This is a genomic window from Actinomadura rugatobispora, from assembly GCF_055379765.1.
Genome location: NZ_AP029191.1, coordinates 2588971 through 2614399, shown reverse-complemented (window position 1 = coordinate 2614399; position 25429 = coordinate 2588971). Strand labels below are relative to the sequence as shown.

The following is a 25429-nucleotide window of genomic DNA, read 5'->3' as shown; positions in this document are numbered from 1 at the left end:
GAGTCACACCGATCAGGAGCAAGCCACGAATGTGGGGATGGACCTTCCGATGACCTTGAACCTCGAAACCCCGGAGAACCTCGGCGCCGTACCGGAGGCCGTACCGAACGCGGGACCGGACGCCGCGTTCCTCGACGCCGAGCCCGCCTTCTTACCGCCCGGCCCCCACCTCGCCCGGATGGTGGGGGTCGGGACGGCCGTGACCGCGACCTCCTACTCCCAGCAGGAGGTGCTCGCCGCGTTCGGGATCACCGATCCCAAGGTGCGCTCGGTCTTCCTCAACAGCGCGATCGACCGGCGCAACCTCGCCCTGCCCGAGCCCGGCGCGTCCGGTGCGCGGGTCTCCGAACCGCAGGGCGACCTGCTCGACAAGCACAGGCGGCTGGCGGTCGAGATGGGCGCCGAGGCGCTCCACGCCTGCCTGAAGCGGGCGGGCGCCGAGCTCTCCGACCTCGGGCACCTGTGCTGCGTCACCTCCACCGGATTCCTCACCCCGGGGCTCAGCGCCCTGCTCATCCGCGAACTGGGCATCGACCGGCACTGCAGCCGCGCCGACATCGTCGGAATGGGTTGTAACGCCGGGCTGAACGCCCTCAACGTCGTCAACGGCTGGGCCGTGGCGCACCCCGGCCGGCTCGCCGTCGTGCTGTGCGCGGAGGTCTGCTCCGCCGCGTACGCGATGGACTCCACCATGCGGACCGCGGTCGTCAACAGCCTGTTCGGCGACGGTGCCGCCGCGCTCGCGCTGATCGCCGAACCCGCGGTGGACGCCGGCGGGCCCGCCGCGGGCGCCGAGCGGGGCCCGCGCATCCTGAAGTTCGCCAGCTGCATCATCCCCGAGGCCGTGGACGCGATGCGCTACGACTGGGACCGCGACCAGGGCCGGTTCAGCTTCTTCCTCGACCCGCAGATCCCGTACGTGGTCGGCGCGCACGCCGAGATCGTCGCCGACCGGCTGCTGGCGGGCACCGGCCTGCGGCGCAGCGACGTACGGCACTGGGTGGTGCACTCCGGCGGCAAGAAGGTCATCGACGCCGTCGTGGTCAACCTCGAGCTGAGCAGGCACGACGTGCGGCACACCACCAGCGTGCTGCGCGACCACGGCAACGTTTCCAGCGGCTCGTTCCTGTTCTCCTACGAGCGGCTGCTCGACGAGGGCGTGACGAGGCCGGGCGAGTACGGCGTCCTCATGACGATGGGTCCCGGCTCCACGCTCGAGACCGCCCTGGTCCGGTGGTGAGCGGACCTGATGAACACCGATCCAGTGGTGATGGCGGAGCAGACGGGAAAGGGCGGGGCTGACATGTTCGAGGCGGGTACTCCGGCGGGCATCGATGAGGGGCTGACGGTCCGGGTCGACGGGGCGGCCGCGTTCTCGGCCGGGACGGTCAGGGCGCTCGGCGCGGTCTGCGACCGGGCCGAGGACCACGCGGGTCCCGGCGTCGTGGTCGTCCAGGTCACGGGTGCGCCCGAGGGCGCGTGGACCGGCGCCCTCGACACGCCGCTGGTCACCAAGTGGGAGCGCGTGCTGCGGCGGCTGGAGAGGCTGCCCATGACCACGGTCGCGGTCGCCGCCGGCGATGTCGGCGGTCCGGCCCTGGACGCGCTGCTGGCCACCGACCTGCGCATCGCCGGCCCGGACGTGCGGCTGCTGGTCGCGGGCGACGGCGTGGCGACCTGGCCCGGCATGGCGGTGTTCCGGCTGGTCCAGCAGGCGGGAGCCGCGGCGATCCGTTCGGCGCTGCTGTTCGGCGTGCCCGTCGAGGCGTCGCGGGCGCTGGGCCTCGGCCTGCTCACCGAGGTGGCCGACGACCCGGCCGCCGCGCTCACCGCGGCGGCCGGGCGGTTCGGCGGCTTCTCGGGCAGCGAGCTGGCGATCCGGCGGCGGCTGATGTTCGACGCGGCCACCATGAGCTTCGAGGACGCGCTCGGCGCCCACCTGGCCGCCTGCGACCGCGCGCTGCGGCAGCTCGCCGAGGCGGGGACGGCGTCGTGACGGCGCCCGCCACCGCGCCGCCGAGCGAGGCCGTAGGAGGCGCGGCGTCCAGGCGAACCGTGCAGTGGACAGTCCTCGCGGACGCGGTGCGTCGCTTCGAGGACCTGGTGTCGGCGGCGCCGGAGCCCGTGGAACGCTCGCCCGAGCAGCGCTCGGCGATCGCGGCGGCCGCCGCGGAGGCCCGGAGGCTGCGCACCCGGTTCATGGACGCGCACGCCGACGCGGTCTACGACGACCTGACCGGGGGCCGCACCGCCCACCTGCGGATCGGGGAACTGGTCGAGGCCGCCGCGAACGCCTACCCCGGGCTCGTCCCCACGGCGGAGCAGCTCGCCGTCGAACGGGCCCGCCCGCAGGCGGGCAAGGACGGCCGGGAGATCGACCAGGGCATCTTCCTGCGGGCCGTGCTGCGTTCCCCGGTCGCGGGCCCGCACCTGGTCGACGCGATGCTCCGGCCGACCCCGCGGGCGCTGCGGCTGCTGCCGGAGTTCACCCGGACCGGCCTGGTCGAGATGGAGGCCGTACGGCTGGAACGCCGCGACGGCGTGGCGTACCTGACCATGTGCCGCGACGACTGCCTGAACGCCGAGGACGACATCCAGGTCGACGACATGGAGACCGCCGTCGACCTGGCGCTGCTGGACCCGGCGGTCGGCGTCGGCATGCTGCGCGGAGGGGAGATGACCCATCCCCGCTACCGCGGCAGGCGGGTGTTCAGCGCGGGCATCAACCTCAAGCGCCTGCACTCCGGTGACATCTCGCTGGTCGGCTTCCTGCTGAGGCGCGAGCTCGGCTACATCAGCAAGCTCGTACGGGGCCTGCGCGTCGAGGGCGAAGGCGGCGCGGAGGGCGGTACCGGAGGGGACGGGGCGTGGCAGTGGCCGACGGCGGACAAGCCGTGGGTCGCCGCCGTGGACGCCTTCGCGATCGGCGGCGGAGGCCAGCTCCTGCTGGTCTTCGACCACGTGATCGCCGCGGCCGACGCCTACCTCAGCCTGCCGGCCGCGCAGGAGGGGATCATCCCGGGCGCCGGCAACTACCGGCTCGGCCGCCTCACCGGACCGCGGGTGGCGCGCCAGGTCATCCTCTCGGGCCGCCGCATCTGGGCGACCGAGCCCGACGCCCGGACGCTGGTCGACGAGGTCGTGGAGCCGCGCGACCTCGACGCGGCCATCGAACGCGCCGTGGGACGGCTGCGCGGCCCGGCGGTGGTCACCAACCGCCGGATGCTGAACCTCGCCGAGGAACCGCCGGAGGAGTTCCGCCGCTACATGGCCGAGTTCGCGCTGCAGCAGGCGCTGCGGATCTACGGGGAGGACGTCATCGACAAGGTCGGCCGCTTCTCGACCGGGCCGTCATGACCGGCGAAGCCGGCACCGGGTCCGCGGACGACGACGTCCGGGTGCGGTACGAGAAGAAGGACCATGTCGCCCGCATCACCCTGGACCGTCCGGCGGTGCTGAACGCGATGGACCTCCGCACGCACGAGGAGCTCGCCCTCATCTGGGACGACGTGGAGGCGGACGACGAGGTGCGGGTGGCGGTCCTGACCGGTGCGGGCGACCGTTCCTTCTCGGTCGGGCAGGACCTGAAGGAACGCGCCCGGCTCAACGCCGAGGACGCGCCCCCCACCACGTTCGGCAGCCGCGGCCTGCCCGGCTGGCCGCGGCTCACCGAACGCTTCACCACCCTGTCCAAGCCGGTGCTCGCGCGCGTGAACGGCTACGCGCTCGGCGGCGGCTTCGAGCTGGCCCTGGCCTGCGACATCATCGTCGCGTCCGAACACGCCGTCTTCGGCCTGCCGGAGGTGCGGCTCGGCCTGGTCCCCGGCGCGGGCGGCGCGTTCCGGCTCGCCCGGCAGCTGCCGCTGAAGGCGGCGATGGGGCACCTGCTCACGGGCCGCCGCATGTCCGCCGCGGAGGCACTGCGGTTCGGGCTGGTGAACGAGGTCGTCCCGCACGACGCCCTGGACGAGTGCGTGGACCGGTGGACCGGTGACCTGGTCCGCGGCGCTCCGCTGTCGGTGCGGGCGATCAAGGAGGCGGTGCTGCGGTCCGTCGACATGCCTCTGGAGCAGGCGTTCGCCACGCGTTACGTGTGGGAGGAGCGCCGGATGCGCAGCCGGGACGCGGTGGAGGGCCCGCGGGCCTTCGCCGAGAAACGGGACCCCGAATGGTCCGGACACTGAGGAGGACGGCGATGACGACCAGTCCTGGGGAGAACTACGAGAGCGGATCCGGGCGGTCGCACGCGGCCCGGGTGAGCGATTCCGGCCGGCCGGACGAGCAGGGGCAGGTCCGGAGCGGAGCGGAAGGCGGGCTGGAAGACGGGCCGGAACGGGGGAGCACTCCGCGGTCCGCACTCGCCCACGAGATCACCGAGATCCTGCTGGCGCAGGCGCCCGAGCTGCCGGGCGAGCAGGTCGTGCGGGTCCGGCAGAGCCTGCTGGACCTGGCCCGCGCGCACGGCTGGTCCGGCGCCTGACCTTTTCCGGAAACCCCGTGGAGAGGGGCTCGCCGATGAATTCGGCGGGCCCCTCTCTTTTGTCCAAGTGTTTTTCTGAACAGTTGGACGGTGCGGGTAAGTGTCCATTTATGCGGCGTTGCAGGGTTCTCGGGGTCGCCGCTATCTTTGCGAAGGAATGTGCAAGAACAAGTGCTTTCCTTTGTCAAAGGAGTGATCATGGCGAATCCTTTCGATGACGAGAACGGCACCTTCCTGGCCCTCGTCAACGACGAGGGCCAGTACTCGCTCTGGCCGTCGTTCGCCGACGTGCCCGCCGGCTGGACCGTCGCGCACGGCGAGGAAACCCGGCAGGCCTGCCTGGAGTTCATCGAGCAGAACTGGACGGACATGCGGCCCAAGAGCCTCATCGAGGAGATGCGCGAGTACGAGACCGCGCGGTGACCCGTCCCCGCCAGCGGCCACAGTGAGCGAAAGGAGGTTTCCGTGCCATGATCGGCGGTCCGGGGCCGATAATCATCAACGGGTTCGGCGATGACGAAGAGCCGCCGACCCGGCAGCGGATAAAGCCGGGCACCGTCCGGCGGATCCTCCCTTACGCGAGGCCGTACCGCGTGCGCATCGCCGGTCATCTGACGCTGACCGCGCTCACGGCGTTCATCGCGGTGTCGATTCCGCTGCTGTTCAAGTACATCCTCGACCAGGGCGTCATGCCCCGTGACACCGGCATGGTCGTGATCCTCGCGCTCGCGGTCGCCGGGCTGGCACTGCTGGAGGCGGGCTCCAGGCTCGCCCAGAGCCTGCTGTCGGGGCGGATCGGCGAGGGGCTCATCTACGACCTGCGCACCGAGGTGTTCGACCATGTCCAGCGGCAGCCGCTGGCGTTCTTCACCCGCGCGCAGACCGGGTCGCTGATCAGCCGGCTGAACACCGACGTGCTCCAGGCGCAGCAGGCGGTCACCTCGCTGCTGTCGAGCGCGCTGTCCAGCCTGCTGACCCTGGTGCTGGTGCTCGGCACGATGTTCTACCTCTCCTGGCAGATCACGCTCGTCGCCCTGGCCGTGCTGCCGTTCTTCCTGCTGCCCGGCAGGCTCGTCGGGCGCCGGCTGCAGCGGCTGGTGCGGGAGTCGATGCAGCAGGACGCCGCGATGGCCTCGGTGATGCACGAGCGGTTCAACGCGGCCGGGGCGCTGCACACCAAGCTCTACGGGCACCCGAAGGCCGAGGCCCGGCTGTTCGCCGCCCGCGCGGCCCGGGTCCGCGACATCGGCGTCATCACCTCCGTCTACGGCGAGCTGCTGCTGATCACGGTGATGCTGCTGACCTCGCTGGCCACCGCGATGGTGTACGGCCTCGGCGGCGTCCTGGTCATCGACGGCGCGATCCAGATCGGCACGCTGGTGGCCCTGGCGACCCTGCTGACCCGGCTGTTCGCCCCGATCAACCAGCTGTCGAGCATGCTGACCCACGTGATGACCGCGCTCGTCAGCTTCGACCGGGTCTTCGAGATCCTCGACCTGAAGCCGCTGATCGCCGAGCGCCCCGACGCCCGCGCCCTGCCCGTCCTGTCCGCCGCGTCCCCCGTGCCCGAGAACGGAACGGCGCCGGAGATCGAGTTCGAGAGGGTGTCGTTCCGGTACCCGTCCGCCGCCGAGGTGTCGCTGGCCTCGCTCGAGTCGTTCGCGCTGCCCGTACCCGAACGCGCCCAGAACGCCATGACCCTGCGCGAGGTGAGCTTCCGCGCGCCCGAAGGGAAGCTCACCGCCCTGGTCGGCCCCTCGGGCGCCGGCAAGACCACGCTCACCCACCTGGTGACGCGGCTGTACGACCCGGACTCGGGCGCCGTGCGGATCGCCGGTCACGACCTCCGCGACGTCACGCTCGACTCGCTGCGCGAGACGGTCGGCGTGGTCACCCAGGACGCCTACCTCTTCCACGAGACCATCCGGTCGAACCTGGAGTACGCGCGTCCCGGCGCCACCGAGGAGGAACTGATCGAGGCCTGCCGGGCGGCGCGGATCTGGGAGCTGATCTCCTCGCTGCCGGACGGCCTCGACACGGTCGTGGGCGACCGCGGCCACCGCCTGTCCGGCGGAGAGAAACAGCGCGTCGCCATCGCCCGGCTGCTGCTCAAGGCCCCGCCGATCGTCATCCTCGACGAGGCCACGGCGCACCTGGACTCCGAGTCCGAGGCGGCCGTGCAGCGCGCGCTGAAGGCCGCGCTGGCCGGCCGCACCTCACTGGTCATCGCGCACCGGCTGTCCACCATCCGTGAGGCAGACCAGATCCTGGTGCTCGACGCCGGTGAGATCGGCGAACGCGGCACCCACGAGGAACTGCTGGAGCACGAGGGCCTCTACGCCGAGCTGTGCCGCACCCAGTTCGCGGCCGCCCGTCCGTCCCCCCGGAACGGTGCTCCCGCCGGCTTCCCCGGCGGCCCGCCGCCCATGCACGTCGGCGGCCCGCCGATGGGCCCGCCGATGGGGCCGCCGCCGTTCGGCCCGCCACCGGGAATGCCTCCAGGGCCCCCGCCGGGCCCGCCGCCCGGACGGTGAAGGTGCGGAACCGAATGAAAGGGCCTCAGGTCGAGATGGAGCGGAACGACACGGCCCAGCCGGTGCCGGACGCGTCATTGGCGGAACTGTTCGAGCGGCGGGTCCCGCAGTCCCCGGACGCGATCGCGGTGGTGTCCGGGGATGTCGCCCTGTCGTACGCCGAGCTGGACGGGCGTGCGAATGGTCTGGCGCATGCGCTGGTCGGCCGTGGGGTGCGGCCGGGTGATCTGGTCGGTGTGGTGATGGACCGGTCGGCCGATCTGGTCGTGGCGTTGCTGGCGGTGTTGAAGGCGGGTGCGGCGTATGTGCCGCTGGATGCGGGGCATCCGGTGGAGCGGCGGCGGGCGATCGTGGCCGAGGCCGGTGTGTCGGTAGTCCTGACCGGCGAGGACTTGATCGAGGAGCCGCGTCCGGACGGCCCGGACGTGCGGGTGTCCGCGGAAGACCTGGCGTACGTGATGTACACGTCGGGGTCGACGGGTGTGCCGAAGGGCGTCGCGGTCACGCATCGCAACGTCGTCGCCTTCTGCCTGGACCGGTGCTGGCGTGATGACGTGGTGGAGCGGGTCCTGGTCCAGGCGAACCACGCGTTCGACGCCTCAACCTATGAGCTGTGGGTGCCGTTGCTGCGGGGCGGTCGGCTTGTCGTCGTTCCGCCTGGTGAGGTGGACGCGGTCGAGCGTGGTCGGTTGATCGCTGAGCACGGGGTGACCAACGTGCATGCCACGGCGGGGTTGTTCCGGGTGCTGGCCGAGCAGTCTCCGGAGATCTTCGCCGGGGTCCGGGAGGTCTCGACCGGCGGCGACGTGGTGTCGTCCGCCGCGATCCGGGCGCTGCTCGAAGAGCACCCGGGCATGGTCGTGCGGACCACCTACGGGCCGACCGAGACGACGGCGTTCACCACTCAGTTCTCCTTCACCGAGCCGGAGTCGATTCCGGCGTCGGTCCCGATCGGCCTGCCGATGGACAACACGCGCGTCTACGTCCTGGACGAGCTTCTGCGGCCCGTTCGACCGGGCGTGGTCGGCGACCTGTACGTGGCCGGTGCCGGGCTGGCCCGAGGCTATGTGCGGCGGGCGGGTCTGACGGCCGAACGCTTTGTGGCGTGTCCCTTCGCCGAGGGACGGATGTATCGCACGGGCGACCTGGCCAGATGGAACGACGCGGACGTCCTGGAGTTCGCCGGGCGGGCCGACGAGCAGGTGAAGATCCGGGGCTTCCGGATCGAGCCCGCCGAGGTGGAGGCCGTGCTGGCCGCTCACGAGCGGGTCGGCCAGGCGGCGGTGATCGCTCGTGAGGACCGGCCAGGCGTGAAGCGGCTCGTCGCCTACGTCGTCCCGGCCAACGGCCGATGCGAGGAGGGCGAGCTCCGTGACTTCGTGGCCGATCGGCTGCCGGACTACATGGTGCCCGCCGCGTTCGTGGCCCTGGAAACCCTGCCCGTCACCGTCAACGGCAAGCTCGACCGCGCCGCCCTCCCCGCTCCCGACTTCGCCGCGCGGGCCATCGGCCGTGCACCCGAGACTCCCACCGAGGAAGCGTTGTGCGCGCTGTTCGCCGAGGTGCTGGGCCTGGAGACGGCGGTGGGAGCGGACAGTTCCTTTCTCGAACTCGGCGGAGACTCGCTGCTGGCGATGCTGCTGATCGCCCGCATCCGGGCCGGGCTGGACGCCGAGGTCGGCATCGGCGAGCTGTTCGCCACCCCGACCGTGGCCGAGCTGGCCGCGCTGATCGAGAGCGGGCGGGACGGCGGGACCCGGGCGGCGCTCACCGTGCGAAACCGGCCCGAGGTCGTCCCGCTGTCGTACGCCCAGCAGCGCATGTGGTTCGTGAACCGGCTGGAGGCGGCGGGAGCCGGGGCCACTTACAACGTGCCCCTGATCCTGCGGCTGTCGGGCGAACTGGACGTCGGCGCGCTCGGAGCCGCGCTGGGCGACGTCGCGGACCGGCACGAGAGCCTGCGGACCATCTTCCCCGGCGACAGCGACGGAGTGCCGCGCCAAGAGGTTCTGCGGGGCGCCGCCGGCCGTCCGCAGCTGGTCGTGGACGACCTCGGCGACCGGGACGTCGCCGAGATCGTCGCCGCCGAGATGCGGCGCGGCTTCGACGTGGAACAAGAGCTGCCCTGGCGCGTCCGGCTCCTGGTCGCCTCGCCCACCGATTCCGTCCTGGTCGTGATGGCGCACCACATCGCGGTGGACGCCTGGTCCACCGGCGTGCTGGCGCGCGACCTCGGCATCGCGTTCGCGGCGCGGTGTTCGGGCGGCGTGCCCGAGTGGGAGCCGCTGCCCGTCCAGTACGCCGACTACACGCTCTGGCAGCGCGAAGTGCTCGGCGAACCCGACGACCCGGGCAGCCTGATCTCCACCCGGCTCGGCCATTGGCGCGAGGCGCTGGCCGGGCTTCCCGAGGAGATCGCCCTGCCGACCGACCACCCGCGGCCCGCGGAGGCGACGCACGAGGGCGGGGCGGTTCCGGTACGGGTCGCGCCGATGGTGCACGCCCGGCTCGCGGAGGTGGCGCAGGGCCACGGCGCGACGACGTTCATGGCGATCCATGCGGCCCTGGCGATGCTGCTGACCCGCATGGGCGCGGGAACCGACGTTCCGCTGGGCACCGCGTTGGCCGGGCGCGATGACGCGGCGCTGGAGGATCTCGCCGGGTTCTTCGTCAACACCGTGGTCTTGCGCACGGATGTGAGCGGCACCCCTTCCTTCGGTGAGATGCTCGCCCGGGTCCGGGAGACCGATCTGGCGGCTTTCGCGCACCAGGACCTGCCGTTCGAGCGGCTGGTGGAGGACCTCAACCCGGCGCGTTCGCTGGCACGGCATCCGCTGTTCCAGGTGATGCTGACCCTGCAGAACGTCCCCGAGGCGCAGACGCCCTGGGACCTGTCCGGCCTGCGGGTGAGCCCGCAGGCGCCGTCGGGCGCGACCGCGGCGGCCCGGTTCGACCTGTCGTTCATCCTCACCGAGCGCCGCGACGCGACGGGCGCCCCGGCCGGGATCGACGGCGGGCTCGAATATGCCCGCGACCTGTTCGAGGAGCCGACCGCCCGGTCTCTGGCCGACCGGCTGCTGCGGGTGCTGGAGCAGGTCGCGGCCGATCCGGACGTGCGGATCGACGAACTCGACGTGCTGGACGCCGGGGAGCGGCGGCGGGTGGCCGAGGACTGGAACGCCACGTCCCGGCCTGTGCCGGAACGGCCGCTGCCGGAACTGTTCGAGGCGCAGGTGGCGCGGACCCCGGACGCCGTGGCGGTGGTGGGCGACGGTGTGGAGCTGAGCTACGCGGAGCTGGACGAGCGGGCCAACCGGTTCGCGCACGAGCTGATCGCCAGGGGAGCGGGCCCCGAAAGCCTCGTCGGCGTGGTGATGGAGCGGTCGGCCGACCTGCCCGTCGTCCTGCTCGGGATCATGAAGGCGGGCGCCGCCTATCTGCCGGTCGATCCCGCCTACCCGGCGGACCGTATCGGGTTCATGCTCGCCGACGCCGGACCGGTGATCGTGGTGTGCGGCCAGGAGACCGCGGACCTGGTGGGCGATGATGCCGGGGTCGGCCGGTTGGTGTGGGACGATCCCGCGACGTCCGGCCTGCTCGCGGCCCGTCCCGCCACCGCGCCGACCGACGCCGATCGGGCGGCGCCGCTGCTTCCCGACCACCCGGCCTACGTGATCTACACGTCCGGGTCGACCGGGACGCCCAAGGGTGTGTCCGTCTCGCACCGGGGGATCGGGAACCTGGCGGCGGCGCAGATCGACCGGTTCGCGGTCGGCGCGGACGCGCGGGTCCTGCAGTTCGCGGCGCTGAGCTTCGACGCCTCGGTCTCGGAACTGTGCACGGCGCTGTTGCCGGGAGCGGCGCTGGTGCTGGCCGGCGCCGACCGCATGCCGCCGCGTGGCCGCCTGGAAGACCTGGTGGCGGAATTCGGCGTGACGCACGTGACGGTGCCGCCCTCGATACTGGCCGCGGTCGGCCGGCTGCCCGAAGGGCTGCGCACGGTGGTGGTGGCGGGTGAGGCGTGTCCTCCGGCGCTGGTGGAGCGGTGGTCGGCCGGTCGTCGGTTGATCAATGCGTATGGGCCGACCGAGACGACCGTGTGCGCCACGATGAGCCTGCCCCTGGCGCCCGGGGGCGCGGACGGCGGCGCGGTCCCGATCGGCGGGCCGATCTGGAACACGCGGGTATTCGTGCTGGACGACTTCCTGCGGCCCGTCCCGCCGGGTGTGACCGGGGAGTTGTACGTGGCGGGCGCGGGGCTGGCGCGCGGGTATGTGGGCCGGGCCGCTTTGACGGCGGAGCGGTTCGTGGCGTGCCCGTTCACCGATGGCGGCGAGCGCATGTACCGGACCGGCGACCGTGCGCGGTGGACCAGATCCGGGGAGTTGGTGTTCGCGGGCCGGGCCGACGACCAGGTGAAGATCCGCGGATTCCGGATCGAGCCCGGCGAGATCGAGCAGGTGCTGGCCGGTCACGACCAGGTGGGCCCGGTGGCCGTGATCGTGCGCGAGGACCGGCCCGGCCTCAGACGGCTGGTCGCCTACGCCGTCCCCGCCGAGGGGGCGACGCTGGACGGCGGCGCGCTGCGCGAGCATGCGGCGGCCCGTCTGCCCGACCACATGGTCCCGGCCGCGGTGGTGGTGCTCGACGCGTTGCCGGTCACGGTGAACGGCAAGCTGGACAGGGCCGCGCTGCCCGTACCGGACTTCGGGGCGCTCGCGCCGGGCCGAGGCCCCGTCACCGTGGCCGAGGAACTGCTGTGCGGACTGTTCGCCGAGGTCCTGGGCCTGGAGCGGGTCGCCGCGAACGTCTCCTTCTTCGAACTCGGCGGCGACTCGCTGATGGCGATGCGGTTGATCGCGCGGATGCGGGCCGTTCTGGACGCCGAGGTGAGCGTCCGCGAGCTGTTCGCCGCGCCGACCGTCGAGCGCGTGGCCGAACTGGTGAGCGGCCGCGACGGCTCCGCGGCCTGGACGGGACCGACGCCGCGGGAACGGCCGCCGGTGCTTCCGCTGTCGTTCGCCCAGCACCGGATGTGGCTGCTGAACCGCATCGAGGAGGACGGCGCGCGCGCCGCCTACAACATCGCGCTCGCGCTGCGGCTGTCGGGTGATCTGGACGTCGCGGCGTTGGAGGCGGCGCTGGGGGATGTCGCGGACCGGCACGAGAGCCTGCGCACGGTCTTCCCCGAGAGCGACGGGCTGCCGCGTCAGGAGATCCTGCACGGTGAGGCGGGCCGGCCCCGGCTGGCCATCGCCGAAGCCGGTGAACGGGACTTCGCGAGCGCGCTGGCCGCCGAGACCGGGCAAGGGTTCGAGCTGGCGCGGGAGCTGCCGTGGCGGGCTCGGCTGCTGGTACTGCCGGACTCGGAGTTCGTGCTGTCCGTGGTGGCGCACCACATCGCGGTCGACGGCTGGTCGATGGACGTCCTGGCCCGCGACCTGGGCACCGCCTACGCGGCGCGGAGCGCGGGCGGCGTTCCCGGGTGGGAGCCGCTGCCGGTCCAGTACGCGGACTATGCGTTGTGGCAGCGTGAGGTTCTGGACAGCGTGCTTCCGGCACAGCTCGCGTACTGGCGCGAAGCCCTGGCGGGCCTCCCTGAGGAGATCGCCCTCCCGGCGGATCGTCCCAGGCCCGCGGCCGCCTCTTTCCGGGGTGGTACGGCACCGATCCGGTTGGACGCGCGTGTCCACGCCGGGCTGGCGGAGGCCGCCCGTCGGAACGGTGTCACGATGTTCATGGTCGTGCAGGCCGCGTTCGCCGCTCTGCTGGCCCGGATGGGCGCGGGCACCGACGTTCCGATGGGCACGCCCGTGGCGGGCCGGGGCGAGGCGGCGCTGGAGGACCTGGCCGGGCTGTTCCTGAACACGGTGGTGTTGCGGACGGATGTGAGCGGCGACCCGTCGTTCGCCGAGCTGCTGGAGCGGGTGCGGGAGACCGACCTGGCGGCGTACGCGCATCGGGATCTGCCGTTCGAGCGGCTGGTGGAGGACCTGAATCCGGCGCGTTCGCTGTCGCGGCACCCGCTGTTCCAGGTGATGCTGACGCTGCGGAACATTCCGCCGGCGAGCTGGGATCTGCCCGGCCTGTGCGTGACCGAGCTGCCGGTCGAGACGCTGCCCGCCAAGGTCGATCTCGCCGTCACCCTGGCCGAGGAGCCCGACCGGGCGGGGATGACCGGTGTCCTCGAATACGCCGCCGATCTGTTCGATGAGGCCACGGCGAGGTCACTTGCACGGCGGCTGGTGCGGGTCCTGGAACAGGTGGCCGCCGACCCGCGGGCGCGGCTGGGCGACCTTGAGCTCTTGGAGCCCGACGAGCGGACCACGGTGCTCACCGGCTGGAACGACACGGCTCGTCCGGTGCCGGAGGCGTCTCTGGCCGAGTTGTTCGAGCGGCAGGTGGCCGAGTCTCCCGATGCGGTGGCGGTGGTGTTCGACGGTGTGGAGCTGACCTACGCCGAGCTGAACGAGCGGGCGAACGGTCTGGCGCACACGTTGATCGCCCGGGGTGTGCGGCCCGGACATCTGGTCGGTCTGAGGATGAGCCGCTCGGCCGATCTGATCGTCGCGTTGCTGGCGGTGTTGAAGGCTGGTGGGGCGTATGTGCCGCTGGAGGAGCGGCGGCGGGCGGTCGCAGCCGAGGCGGGCGTCTCGCTGGTCCTGACGGATGCGGATCTGACCGGGGAGTCTCGTGCTGACAACCCGGGCGTGCGGGTGTCGGGGGATTCGCTGGCGTATGTGATGTTCACGTCGGGGTCGACCGGTGTGCCGAAGGGCGTGGCGGTCACGCATCGCAATGTGGTCGCGTTCTGCTCGGATGGGCAGTGGCGTGATGACGTGTTGCGGGTCGTGTTGGTGCAGGCCAACCATGCTTTCGATGCGTCGACGTATGAGGTGTGGGCGCCGTTGCTGCGCGGCGGACGGCTAGTCGTCGTGCCTGCGGGTGAGGTGGATGCGGTTGAGCGTGGTCGGCTGATCGCTGAGCAGCGGGTCACGCATGTGGTTGCGGCGGCGGGGTTGTTCCGGGTGCTGGCCGAGCAGTCGCCGGAGATCTTCGCCGGGGTCCGGGAGGTGCTGACCGGCGGGGACGTGGTGTCGGCCAATGCCATCCGCGTGCTGCTGGAGACCCATCCGGGCATGGTCGTGCGGACGACCTATGGGCCGACCGAGAACACCGCGTTCACCACCCAGCTCGCGTTCACTGACGCGGGGGCCGTCCCGGCCCCGGTGCCGATCGGTGTGCCGATGGACAACACCCAGGTCTTCGTGCTGGATGAGTTCCTGCGGCCGGTTCCGCCTGGTGTGGTCGGCGAGCTCTACATCGCGGGCGCGGGGCTGGCGCGCGGCTACATGGGCCGGGCGGGTCTGACCGCGGAGCGGTTCGTGGCGTGCCCCTTCTCTTCCGGGCGCATGTACCGGACCGGTGACCTGGGCCGGTGGACGTCCGCCGGAGTCCTGGAGTTCGCGGGCCGGGCTGACGAGCAGGTGAAGATCCGGGGGTTCCGGATCGAGCCTGCCGAAGTGGAGGCGGTGCTTGCCGCTCATGAGCGGGTCGGTCAGGTCGCGGTGGTCGCTCGCGAAGACAGGCCCGGCGTGAAGCGGCTGGTCGCCTACGTCGTTCCCGCCGGTGTGAACGGTGTGGACGAGTCGGCGCTGCGGGCGCATGCCGCCGAGCGTCTGCCGGACTATATGGTTCCCGCCGCCGTGGTCGTGCTGGACGGGCTTCCGGTCACCGTCAACGGCAAGCTCGATCGTGCGGCGCTTCCGGCCCCCGATTTCGCCGGGCAGGTCACCGGCCGGGCCCCGGCGTCGGTGGCCGAGGAGATCGTGTGCGGGTTGTTCGCCGAGGTCCTGGGGTTGGATTCGGTCGGTGCGGACGACTCGTTCTTCGAGCTCGGCGGCGACTCGATCCTGTCGATGCTGGTGGTGTCGCGGGCTCGTCGTGCGGGCCTGGTGCTGTCGGCGCGGCAGGTGTTCGAGCACAAGACCCCGGCCGGGCTCGCACGCGTCGCCGACCAGGTCGATTCCACCGACCGCACCACCGAACGCGACGAGGCGACCGGCTCCGTACCGCTGACCCCCGTCATGCGTGAGCTGGCCGAGCGAGCAGGACTGGCGGGCAAGGTCGGCCAGTCGATGACGGTGGCGGTGCCGCCCACTCTCGACCTGGACCGGCTTGTAGACGCGGTCCAGGTCGTCCTGGATCACCATGACGTGTTGAGGGCGCGGCTGGAGGAGGACGAGGGGGACTGGCGGCTGAACCTGCCGCCCGCCGGTGCGTGTGCGGCAGTCGGCTGCGTGCGCCGTGTGGAGTCGGCCGCTCAGGATCCGATGCTGGCAATCGATGAGGCCGCCGGCCGGCTTGATCCTCGGGCCGGTGTGATGCTGCAGGTGGTCTGGCTGGATGCGGGGCCGGACGAGCCGGGGCGGCTGGTGCTGGTGGCTCATCACCTGGTGATCGACGGGGTCTCGTGGCGGGTGCTGGTGCCGGATCTGGCGGCGGCGTACGAGGGTGTCGTGCTGGAGCCGGTCGGCACGTCGTTCCGGCGCTGGGCGACCGAGCTGGCGGCGCAGGACCGTCGTGACGAGCTGCCTGCCTGGACCCGGATTCTGGAGGGTCCCGATGTCCGGCTGGAGAACACGGAGCCCGGCGGGGAGCGGCTGGCGGCGCTGACCCTCCCCACCCAGGTCACCGCCGAACTGCTCGCGCGCGTTCCGGCGGCCTTCCACACGAGTGTCGAGACCGTTCTGCTCGCCGGGCTGGTGGCGTCGGTCGGTGAGCGGCGGGACGTTTCGGGCGGCATCCTGGTCGATGTCGAAGGGCATGGCCGCGAGCCGTTGACCGGCGACATGGATCTGACCCGTACGGTCGGCTGGTTCACCAACTCCTACCCGGTCCGCCTCGACCCCGGCACCGGGCTGCCTCCCGGCCGCGTGGTCAAGCGGATCAAGGAGCAGCTCCACGCCGTTCCCGGTGACGGCCTGGGCTACGGCCTCCTGCGCCACCTCACCGATCTGCCCAGGCCGCAGATCGGATTCACCTACATGGGCCGCTTCACTGCCGCCCGAGCGGAGTGGTCCCCGATCGAGGAGGGGCTCGGGCGGACGTCCGGCGGCGATGTGCCCGCCGCACATGTCCTTGAGGCCGCCGCGCTCGTCCAGGACTTGCCCACCGGGCCCGAGCTCACGGTTTCACTCGCCTGTCCCGAAGGCCGGATCACGCGGGAGGCACTGGCCGAGCTGGCCGACGGCTGGGTGGAAGTACTGGAGGCTCTGGCCGCCGATCTGGACGGCGGAGGCCACACTCCATCGGACTTCCCGCTGGTGGCGCTCACGCAGGACCAGGTCGACGAGCTCCAGGCCGTCGAGCCCGACCTGGCCGATGTGTGGCCGCTGTCACCGTTGCAGGAAGGGCTGTTGTTCCACGCCCGCTACGACGACCAGGCGCACGACCTGTATGTGGAGCAGCGCGTACTGGAACTGGCGGGGCCTCTGAACGCAGACGTGCTGCGGGCCTCGTGGGACGCGCTCCTGGATCGGCATGCCAATCTGCGGGCCGGATTCCGGCAGCTCGTCCAGGTGATCGCGCACGAGGTGGCGGTGCCCTGGCGCGAGCTGGATCTGTCCGGCACGGCGGAGGCCGAGGCACGTGCGGACAGGCTGGCGGCCGACGAGCGGGCCCGGGGATTCGACCTCGAGGTCCCGCCTCTGTTGCGGCTGCTGCTGATAAGGCTGGACGACACGCGGTACCGGCTGGTGCTCACGATGCACCACATCCTGATGGACGGCTGGTCGCTGCCGATCCTGTTCGACGAACTGGCGCGGATCTATGCCGCGGGCGGCGACGCGAGCGCTCTGCCGCCGGTGACCCCGTACCGCGAGTACCTCGCGTGGCTGGCCCGCCAGGACAAGGACGCTGCCCGTACGGCATGGGCCGGTGCGCTGGCCGGTACGACGGAGCCGACGCTGGTCGGCCCGGCCGAGCATGGCGGGGCAGAGGTGCTGCCCCGCTATGTGTACGCGCAGGTCGACGAGCAGCTGACCGAGACGCTTCGCGAACTGGCACGCGGGCACGGCCTGACACTGAACACGGTGGTCCAGGGCGCCTGGGCGGTGCTGGTGGGCCTGCTCACGGGCCGCCGCGATGTCGTGTTCGGCACTTCGGTGGCCGGACGTCCGGCCGAGTTGCCGGGCGTGGAACGCATGGTGGGGTTGTTCCTCAACACCGTGCCCGTGCGGGTCGAACCGGACGCGGCGAAGCCTGTCGTGGAGATGCTGACCGAGTTGCAGGCTCGCCAGACCGAGCTGTTCGACCACCAGTACCTGGGGCTGGCGGAGATCCAGCGGGTGGCCGGTCCCGGAGCCACGTTCGACTCCCTCCTTGTGTACGAGAGCTTCCCGCGTGACCCGTCCGGGTCCTCGGACCCCGGCCACCTGAACATCGTCGGGATGACCGGAGAGGACGCCGCGCACTATCCACTGATCCTGGGCGTCCTGCCGGCCGAGGGCCTGCGAGTGCGGCTGGACTACCGGCCCGACCTGTTCGACGAGCGGATGGCCGAGGGCCTGGTCGCCCGGTGGGTCCGGCTTCTGGAGCAGGTCGCCGCCGACCCGAGCGTACGGGTGGGCGAGCTGGAGATCCTGGACGAGGCCGAACGGCGCCAGGTGGTGCTCGACTGGAACGACACGGCCCGTCCCGTGCCGGATGCGTCCGTGGCCGAGTTGTTCGAGCGGCAGGCGGTCCGGACTCCGGACGCGGTCGCGGTGGTGTCCGGGGATGTCACGTGGTCGTACGCCGAGCTGAACGAGCGGGCGAACGGGTTGGCGCATGCGTTGATCGGACGGGGTGTGCGGCCCGGACATCTAGTCGGCCTGAGGATGAACCGTTCGGCCGATCTGATCGTCGCGTTGCTCGCCGTCCTGAAGGCCGGTGGGGCGTATGTGCCGCTGGAGGAGCGGCGGCGGGCGGTCGCAGCCGAAGCGGGCGTCTCGCTGGTCCTGACGGATGCGGATCTGACCGGGGAGTCTCGTGCGGACAACCCGGGCGTCCGCGTGTCCGGGGATTCGCTGGCGTATGTGATGTTCACATCGGGGTCGACCGGTGTGCCGAAGGGCGTCGCCGTCACTCACGCCAACGTGGTCGCGTTCTGCTCGGATGGGCAGTGGCGTGATGATGTGCTGCGGGTCGTGTTGGTGCAGGCCAACCATGCTTTCGACGCCTCGACGTATGAGGTGTGGGCGCCGTTGCTGCGGGGCGGACGGCTTGTCATCGTGCCTCCGGGTGAGGTGGACGCGGTCGAGCGTGGCCGGTTGATCGCTGAACACGGGGTGACCAACGTGCATGCCACGGCTGGGTTGTTCCGGGTACTGGCCGAACAGTCTCCGGAGATCTTCGCCGGAGTCCGGGAGGTCTCGACCGGCGGCGACGTGGTGTCGGCCAATGCCGTCCGCGCGCTGTTGGAGGCCCATCCGGGCATGGTCGTGCGGACGACGTACGGCCCGACGGAGAACACCGCGTTCACCACCCAGCTCGCGTTCACTGACGCCGAGTCGATTCCGGTTCCGGTGCCGATCGGTGTGCCGATGGACAACACCCGGGCGTATGTCCTGGACGAGTGCCTGCGCCCTTGCCCGCCAGGTGTGGTCGGGGAACTCTACCTCGCGGGCGCGGGGCTGGCGCGCGGCTATGTGTGCCGGGCCGGGCTGACGGCCGAGCGGTTCGTGGCGTGCCCTTTCGCGGGCGGGCGGATGTACCGGACGGGTGATCTGGCGCGGTGGACCTTCGCCGGAGTCCTGGAGTTCGCGGGCCGGGTGGACGAACAGGTGAAGATCCGGGGGTTCCGGATCGAGCCCGCCGAGATCGAGGCCGTACTGGCCGAGCACGAGCAGGTCCGCCAGGCAGCGGTGATCGCTCGCGAGGATCAGCCGGGCGTCAGGCTTCTGGTCGCCTACGTCGTCCCCGCCGGTGTGGACGGTGTGGACGAGTCGGCGCTGCGAGCGCATGTCGCCGATCGTCTGCCGGACTATATGGTTCCCGCTGCCGTGGTCGTGCTGGACGGGCTTCCGGTCACCGTCAACGGCAAGCTCGATCGTGCGGCGCTTCCGGCCCCCGATTTCGCCGGGCAGGTCACCGGCAGGGCCCCGGCGACGGAGGCCGAGGAGATCGTGTGCGGTCTGTTCGCCGAGGTCCTGGGGCTGGAGGCGGTCGGTGCGGACGACTCGTTCTTCGAGCTCGGCGGCGACTCGATCATGTCGATGCTGGTGGTGGCGCGGGCGCGCCGCGCGGGCCTGGTGCTCACCGCGCGGCAGGTGTTCGAGCACAAGACCCCGGCCGGGCTCGCACGCGTCGCCGACCAGGCCGACTCGACCGACGGTCCGACCGAACGCGACGAGGCGACCGGCCCCGTACCGCTGACCCCGGTGATGCGCGAGCCGGCGGCGCGGACGGACCGCTTCTCCCAGTCGATGCTGATCACGGCTCCGGCCGGGCTGGACCTTCCCAGGCTGACACAGGCCCTCCAGACGGTCCTGGACCACCATGACGTACTGCGGGCGCGGCTGGAGCAGGTCGACGGCGAGTGGCGGCTGAACGTACCGCCTCCCGGTACGCGCGCGGCCGCGATCTGCGTACGTCGCGTCGTCTGGACCGGGCAGGATCCGGTGACCGTGGCCGACGAGGCCGCCGGGCGCCTCGACCCTCGGGCCGGTGTGATGCTGCAGGTGGTCTGGCTCGATACGGAGTCGGACGAGCCGGGACGCCTGCTGCTGGTGGCTCATCACCTGGTGATCGACGGGGTCTCGTGGCGGGTGCTGGTGCCGGATCTGGCGGCGGCGTACGAGGGTGTCGCGCTGGAGCCGGTCGGCACGTCGTTCCGGCGCTGGGCGACCGAGCTGGCGGCGCAGGACCGTCGTGACGAGCTGCCTGCCTGGACCCGGATGCTGGAGGGCTCCGACCCGCCGCTGACCGATCGGCCGCTGGATCCCCGCCGGGACACCGTCGCCGCGGGCATGCACCGCGTGGAGCTCCCGGTGTCGGCTTCGGTGACTTCGGCCCTGCTGACGCGTGTTCCGGCGGCTCTGCACACCGATGTCGAGACCGTTCTGCTCGCCGGGCTGGTGGCGTCGGTCGGTGAGCGGCGGGATGTCTCGGGCGGCATCCTGGTCGATGTCGAAGGGCATGGCCGGGAGCCGTTGACCGGTGACATGGACCTGACTCGTACGGTCGGCTGGTTCACCAACTCCTATCCGGTTCGCCTCGACCCCGGCACCGGGCTGCCCCCCGGCCGCGTGGTCAAGCGGATCAAGGAGCAGCTCCACGCCGTTCCCGGTGACGGCCTGGGCTACGGCCTGCTGCGCCACCTCACCGGCATCCCGACGCCGCAGATCGGGTTCAACTACCTTGGCCGCTTCTCCGCTTCGGCTCCCGCCGGGGCCGCCTGGCAGCCCGCCGGTGACGCGGCGCTGGGCGGGGCGGCGGACGCGGACACGGCGGCCTCCCATGCCCTTGAGGCGGGCGGGCTGGTGCTCGACCTGCCCACCGGGCCCGAGCTCACCCTGTCACTGGTCTCCCCGGCCGGTCTGCTGGACGTCGCGCAGCTGCGCGAGCTGGCGGCGAGCTGGGCGGACATGCTCACGCATCTGGTCGCGCACTCCGCCGAGCCGGACTCCCGCGGTCATTCCCCCTCCGACTTCCCGTTGGTGGCCCTCTCGCAGGACCAGGTCGACGAACTCCAAGACCTCGCTCCGGACCTCAGCGACGTGTGGCCGCTGTCGCCGCTGCAGGAAGGGCTCCTGTTCCACGCCCGCTACGACGCCGACGCCGGTGACGTTTACATCTGGCAACGTGCTCTGGACTTTACGGGGGCCCTGGATACAGGAAGGTTGCGGGCTTCGTGGCAGGCGTTGCTGGACCGGCACGCCGGCCTGCGGGCCGCGTTCCTGCAGCCGGCCGGGCTGGAACAGTTCGTTCAGGTGGTCCGCCGGGACGTGGCACCGCCCTGGCGCGAGATCGACCTGTCCTCGGCACCGGACGGCACCGCCGCCGAGGCCGAGGCCGGGCGGCTGGCGAACGAGGAGCGGGGGCGCGGCTTCGACCCGGCGGTGCCGCCCCTCATCCGGCTCCTGCTGATCAAGCTCGGGGAGCGCCGCCACCGGCTGGTGATCACGATGCATCACGTCGTGCTGGACGGCTGGTCCCTGCCGGTGCTGTTCGAGGAGCTGTCCGAGGTGTACGGGGCGGGCGGCGACGCGAGCGGCCTGGCGCCGGTGACCCCATACCGCGAGTACCTTGCGTGGCTGTCCCGCCAGGACAAGGACGCGGCCCGTACGGCATGGGCCGGGGCGCTCGCGGACGCCGGTGAACCGACGCTGGTCGGCCCCGCCGACTCCGCCGGGAGCGCCGCCATGCCGCGCCAGGTGACGATCCGGGCGGGCGAGCGGCTCGCCGAGACGCTCCAGGAGACGGCCCGTGCGCGGGGACTGACCGTGAACACGGTGGTCCAGGGCGCGTGGGCGGTGCTCGTCAGGATGCTGACCGGCCGCCGCGACGTCGTCTTCGGCGCGACGGTCGCCGGTCGTCCGGCCGAGCTGCCCGGCGTGGAGCGGATGCTGGGACTGTTCCTCAACACCGTCCCGGTGCGGGTCGTACTGGACCCGTCGAAGCCGTTCGCGCGGACGCTCGCCGACCTTCAGGATCGGCAGACCGCGTTGATCGACCATCAGCACCTCGGGCTCGCGGAGATCCAGCGCGTCGCCGGGGCGGGCGCCTCCTTCGACACCCTGGTGGTGTTCCAGAACTATCCCGCCACACCGCCGCGTTTCGGCGGGCCCCAGGTCGCCTGGGCGGGCGGCGAGGACATGGCGCACTACCCGATCACGCTGGTGGTGGCGCCGGCCGAGGGGTTCGAGGTCCGGCTGGAGTACCGCCCGGACCTCTTCACCGAGGAGACGATCACCGATCTCGCCGGGCGCCTCGTTCGGCTGCTGGAACGGATCGCGGACGACCCCGGGCTCCGGATGGGCGACATCGACGTGCTGGAGCCCGCCGAGCGCCGCCGGATCCTGCACGAGTGGAACGACACCGCCCGGCCGTTCCCGGACGGAACGCTGGTGGACCTGGTCGAGCGGCAGGCCGCCCGGACACCGGACGCGACCGCGGTCGTCGGCGGCGGTGTGGAGCTGACCTATGCCGAGCTGGACGAACGGGCCAACCGGCTCGCGCACGAGCTGATCGCCAGGGGAGTGGGCCCGGAGGACCTGGTCGGGGTCGTCATGGAACGCTCGGCCGGGTTGTTCGCGGTGCTGCTGGGCGTGATGAAGGCGGGCGCGGCGTACGTGCCGGTGGACCCGGGCTATCCGGGCGAACGGGTGGCGTTCATGCTGGGGGACGCCCGCCCGGCCCTCGTGGTGAGCACGCGCGCGACCGCTGGCCTGGTGGCGGACGCGGACGCGGGCCTCGCACAGATCGTCTGGGACGACCCCGCGACGGCGGCCGTCCTGGCGGCCCGCCCCGTCACCGCGCCCACCGACGCGGACCGGGTGGCGCCGCTCCACCCCCGCCACCCCGCCTATGTGATCTACACGTCCGGGTCGACCGGCGCTCCCAAGGGCGTGGTGGTCCCGCACCGGGGCGTGGTGAACTACGTGACGTGGCGGGCCGGCGCGTACGGCTGGCGCCCCGGAGACCGGGTGCTGCAGTTCGCGTCGGTGTCGTTCGACACCTCGGTCGCGGAGATCTACCCGGCGCTGGCGGTGGGCGCCACCCTGTGCGTGGCCCGCCGCGACACCGACCTGCGGCTCGAACTTGAGGAACTGGCGGTCACGGTCGCCACCTTCACCCCGTCGGTGCTCGACTCGCTCGCCCGCGACGGCGGAGCCGAGTCGCCGGCGCTGCGGAACATCCGGAGCATCGTCACGGCGGGCGAGGAGTGCGGTCCCGAGCTGGTGCGGCGGTGGGCACCGGGCCGGGCGTTCTACAACGAGTACGGCCCGACCGAAGGCACCGTCGACGTCACCTGCTGGACCTGCCCGCCCGAGATTCCGGACAGGGTTTCGCTGGGGCCGCCGATCGGCAACGTGCGGGTGTTCGTGCTGGACGGGTTCCTGCGCCCGGTGCCGCCCGGCGTGATCGGCGAGCTGTACGTGACGGGCGCCGGGGTGGCGCGGGGCTATGTGCACAGGCCGGGGCCGACGGCCGCGCGGTTCGTGGCCTGCCCGTACGGCGACCCGGCCGACGGCTCCGGCGGCCGGATGTACCGGACCGGGGACCTGGCGAGCTGGACGCCGGACGGCGAGCTGCTGTTCGCGGGCCGCGCGGACGACCAGGTGAAGATCCGCGGTTTCCGGGTGGAGCCGGGCGAGATCGAGGCGGTGCTGTCCGGTCACGAGCGGGTCGGGCGGGCCGCCGTGATCGCCCGGCAGGACCGGCCGGGCGTCAAGCGCCTGGTGGCCTACGTGGCGGGGGACGGCCTGGACCCCGCGGAGCTGCGCGCGTACGCGGCCGAACGGCTGCCGGACCACATGGTGCCCGCGGCCGTGATGGTGCTGGACGCGATCCCGGTGACCGTGCACGGCAAGCTGGACAGGGCCGCGCTGCCCGCCCCCGACTTCGCCGGGCAGGCCGGGAGCCGCGCCCCCGCGACCTCGGCGGAACGGCTGCTCTGCGAGCTGTTCGCCGAGGTCCTCGGGCTGGAGAAGGTGGGCGCGGACGACTCGTTCTTCGAGCTCGGCGGCGACTCGATCATGTCGATGCTGGTGGTGGCGCGGGCGCGCCGCGCGGGCCTGGTGCTCACCGCGCGGCAGGTCTTCGAGCAGCGCACCCCGGCCGGGCTCGCCCGGATCGCGGGCGTGGCCACCGGAGACGAGGGCACCGCACCGGCGGGGGCCGAGGACGTCGCGACCGGCCCGGTGCCGCTGACTCCGGTGATGCGCGAGCTGGTCGCGCGGTCCGGCCCGGCGGCCCTGGCCGGGCGGTTCTGCCAGTCGATGCTGGTGTCCGTGCCCGCCGGGATGCGGCTCGAACCCCTCACCGCTGCCGTACAGGCGCTGCTTGACCGGCACGACATGCTGCGAGCCCGGCTGGAGGCACCGTCGCCGACCGGAGGGTGGCGCCTGCACGTGCCGCCCGCCGGTGCCCCCGAGGCGCTCTCGGCGGTGGCCTGCGTGCGCAGGGCCGACGTGACGGGGCTTGACGGCGCGGCCCTCGCGGACGCCGTGGCGGCGCAGGAGGACGAGGCCGTCGGGCGGCTGGACTCGCCTGCCGGAATGCTCGTCCAGGTGGTGTGGTTCGACGCGGGACCGGACGCGCCCGGACGGCTCCTCCTGGTCGTGCACCACCTGGCCGTGGACGGCGTGTCGTGGCGGGTGCTGATCCCCGACCTGGCCGCGGCGTACGAGGGGGCCGCGCCGGCGCCGGCGGGGACGTCGTTCCGGCGGTGGGCGACCGAGCTGGAGGCCCAGGCGGGCGACCGCGGACGCGCCGGGGAGGCGGCGGCCTGGACGGAGCTGCTGGCGGGCGACGAACCCCCGCTCGCCCACCGTCCCCTGGACCCGCGCCGCGACACCGTCGCCGCGGGCATGAACCACGTCGCCCGGACCGTACCCGTTCAGATCACCAGGGACCTGCTGACCCGCGTCCCGGCGGCCTTCCACGCCGGAATCGACGACGTCCTGCTGACCGCGCTCGTCCTGGCGGTCGCCGAGTGGCGGCAGGGGCGGGGCCGGGACGCCGAGGGCGGCACGCTGGTCGACGTCGAGGGGCACGGCCGCGAGCCGCTGACCGGCGACATGGACCTGACCCGTACGGTCGGCTGGTTCACCAGCGCGTATCCGGTGCGGCTCGACCCCGGCGAGACGGACTTCGCCGAGCTGCGCTCCGGCGGGCCCGCCGCCGGCCGGGCGGTCAAACGCGTCAAGGAGCGGCTCCGTGTCGTACCCGGTGACGGGCTGGGCTTCGGGATGCTGCGCCACCTCAACCCCGGCACCGCGGCGGCCCTGGCCGCACTGCCCGTGCCGCAGATCGGGTTCAACTACCTGGGACGCTTCCCCGCGCCCTCGCCGGCGGACGGTACGGCCCTCGCGCTCTGGGAGCCCGCCGGGGAGACCGCCGTGGGAGGCGCGGCCGACCCGGAGATGGCGGCCGCGCACCTGATCGAGGCGGGCGGCCTGGTGCGGGACCTGCCCGAGGGGCCGGAGCTGACGGTGACCCTGATGTCTCCGGCCGGACTGCTGGAGGAGGCCGCGCTGGACGGGCTGGCCGAGAGCTGGGCCGCCATGCTCGGCGGACTGGCCGCCCACACCGCAGAACCCGGCAGCGGCGGCCGCACCCCGTCCGACTTCACCCTGGTGACGCTCGCCCAGGACGAGATCGACGAATTCGAGATCAGGCTCGCAGACGAGAGGCGAACACGGTGACC

8 protein-coding genes are annotated in these 25429 nt (G+C 72.3%); all 8 read left to right on the top strand.

The window, feature by feature from the left end; all coding sequences use genetic code 11:
- The first annotated feature begins 49 nt into the window (after positions 1-49).
- The 8 genes from dpgA (at position 50) to ACZ466_RS10740 (ending at position 25427) form a co-directional block, all read left to right on the top strand.
- Positions 50-1240: a 3,5-dihydroxyphenylacetyl-CoA synthase DpgA gene (gene dpgA, locus ACZ466_RS10775; protein ID WP_378288884.1), complete on the top strand. Its 1191-nt coding sequence runs from the start codon at positions 50-52 to the stop codon at positions 1238-1240.
- A 9-nt stretch (positions 1241-1249) separates the two neighbouring features.
- Positions 1250-1996 (top strand): enoyl-CoA-hydratase DpgB, encoded by a 747-nt coding sequence (gene dpgB, locus ACZ466_RS10770; RefSeq protein WP_378288882.1) that lies wholly within the window; start codon positions 1250-1252, stop codon positions 1994-1996.
- A gap of 59 nt (positions 1997-2055) precedes the next feature.
- Positions 2056-3357 carry a (3,5-dihydroxyphenyl)acetyl-CoA 1,2-dioxygenase DpgC gene (gene dpgC, locus ACZ466_RS10765; RefSeq protein WP_378288880.1) on the top strand — a complete coding sequence of 434 codons (1302 nt, stop codon included), beginning with the start codon at positions 2056-2058 and terminating at the stop codon, positions 3355-3357.
- A complete protein-coding gene (gene dpgD / locus ACZ466_RS10760) occupies positions 3354-4184 on the top strand; it encodes an enoyl-CoA-hydratase DpgD (RefSeq protein ID WP_378288878.1) in 831 nt (276 codons plus the stop codon). Before dpgC ends, dpgD begins: the two co-directional genes overlap by 4 nt.
- A gap of 11 nt (positions 4185-4195) precedes the next feature.
- The gene (locus ACZ466_RS10755) at positions 4196-4480 is read left to right on the top strand and encodes a hypothetical protein (protein ID WP_378288876.1); all 285 of its coding nucleotides are present in this window, start codon (positions 4196-4198) and stop codon (positions 4478-4480) included.
- 198 nt (positions 4481-4678) lie between these two features.
- Positions 4679-4903, top strand: coding sequence for an MbtH family protein (locus tag ACZ466_RS10750; protein ID WP_378288873.1), 225 nt, complete (start codon positions 4679-4681; stop codon positions 4901-4903).
- A gap of 47 nt (positions 4904-4950) precedes the next feature.
- Complete coding sequence (locus ACZ466_RS10745; protein ID WP_378288871.1) at positions 4951-7014, top strand: ABC transporter ATP-binding protein; 2064 nt, start codon at positions 4951-4953, stop codon at positions 7012-7014.
- A gap of 14 nt (positions 7015-7028) precedes the next feature.
- The gene (locus ACZ466_RS10740; RefSeq protein ID WP_378288868.1) at positions 7029-25427 is read left to right on the top strand and encodes a non-ribosomal peptide synthase/polyketide synthase; all 18399 of its coding nucleotides are present in this window, start codon (positions 7029-7031) and stop codon (positions 25425-25427) included.
- Positions 25428-25429 lie beyond the last annotated feature (2 nt).

Excerpts from the sequence above, each read along its gene's own strand:
- dpgA (WP_378288884.1), top strand. The coding sequence starts at position 50 with ATGACCTTGAACCTCGAAACCCCGGAGAACCTCGGCGCCGTACCGGAG.
- dpgB (WP_378288882.1), top strand. The coding sequence starts at position 1,250 with ATGAACACCGATCCAGTGGTGATGGCGGAGCAGACGGGAAAGGGCGGG.
- dpgD (WP_378288878.1), top strand. The coding sequence starts at position 3,354 with ATGACCGGCGAAGCCGGCACCGGGTCCGCGGACGACGACGTCCGGGTG.
- ACZ466_RS10755 (WP_378288876.1), top strand. The coding sequence starts at position 4,196 with ATGACGACCAGTCCTGGGGAGAACTACGAGAGCGGATCCGGGCGGTCG.
- ACZ466_RS10750 (WP_378288873.1), top strand. The coding sequence starts at position 4,679 with ATGGCGAATCCTTTCGATGACGAGAACGGCACCTTCCTGGCCCTCGTC.
- ACZ466_RS10745 (WP_378288871.1), top strand. The coding sequence starts at position 4,951 with ATGATCGGCGGTCCGGGGCCGATAATCATCAACGGGTTCGGCGATGAC.
- ACZ466_RS10740 (WP_378288868.1), top strand. The coding sequence starts at position 7,029 with ATGAAAGGGCCTCAGGTCGAGATGGAGCGGAACGACACGGCCCAGCCG.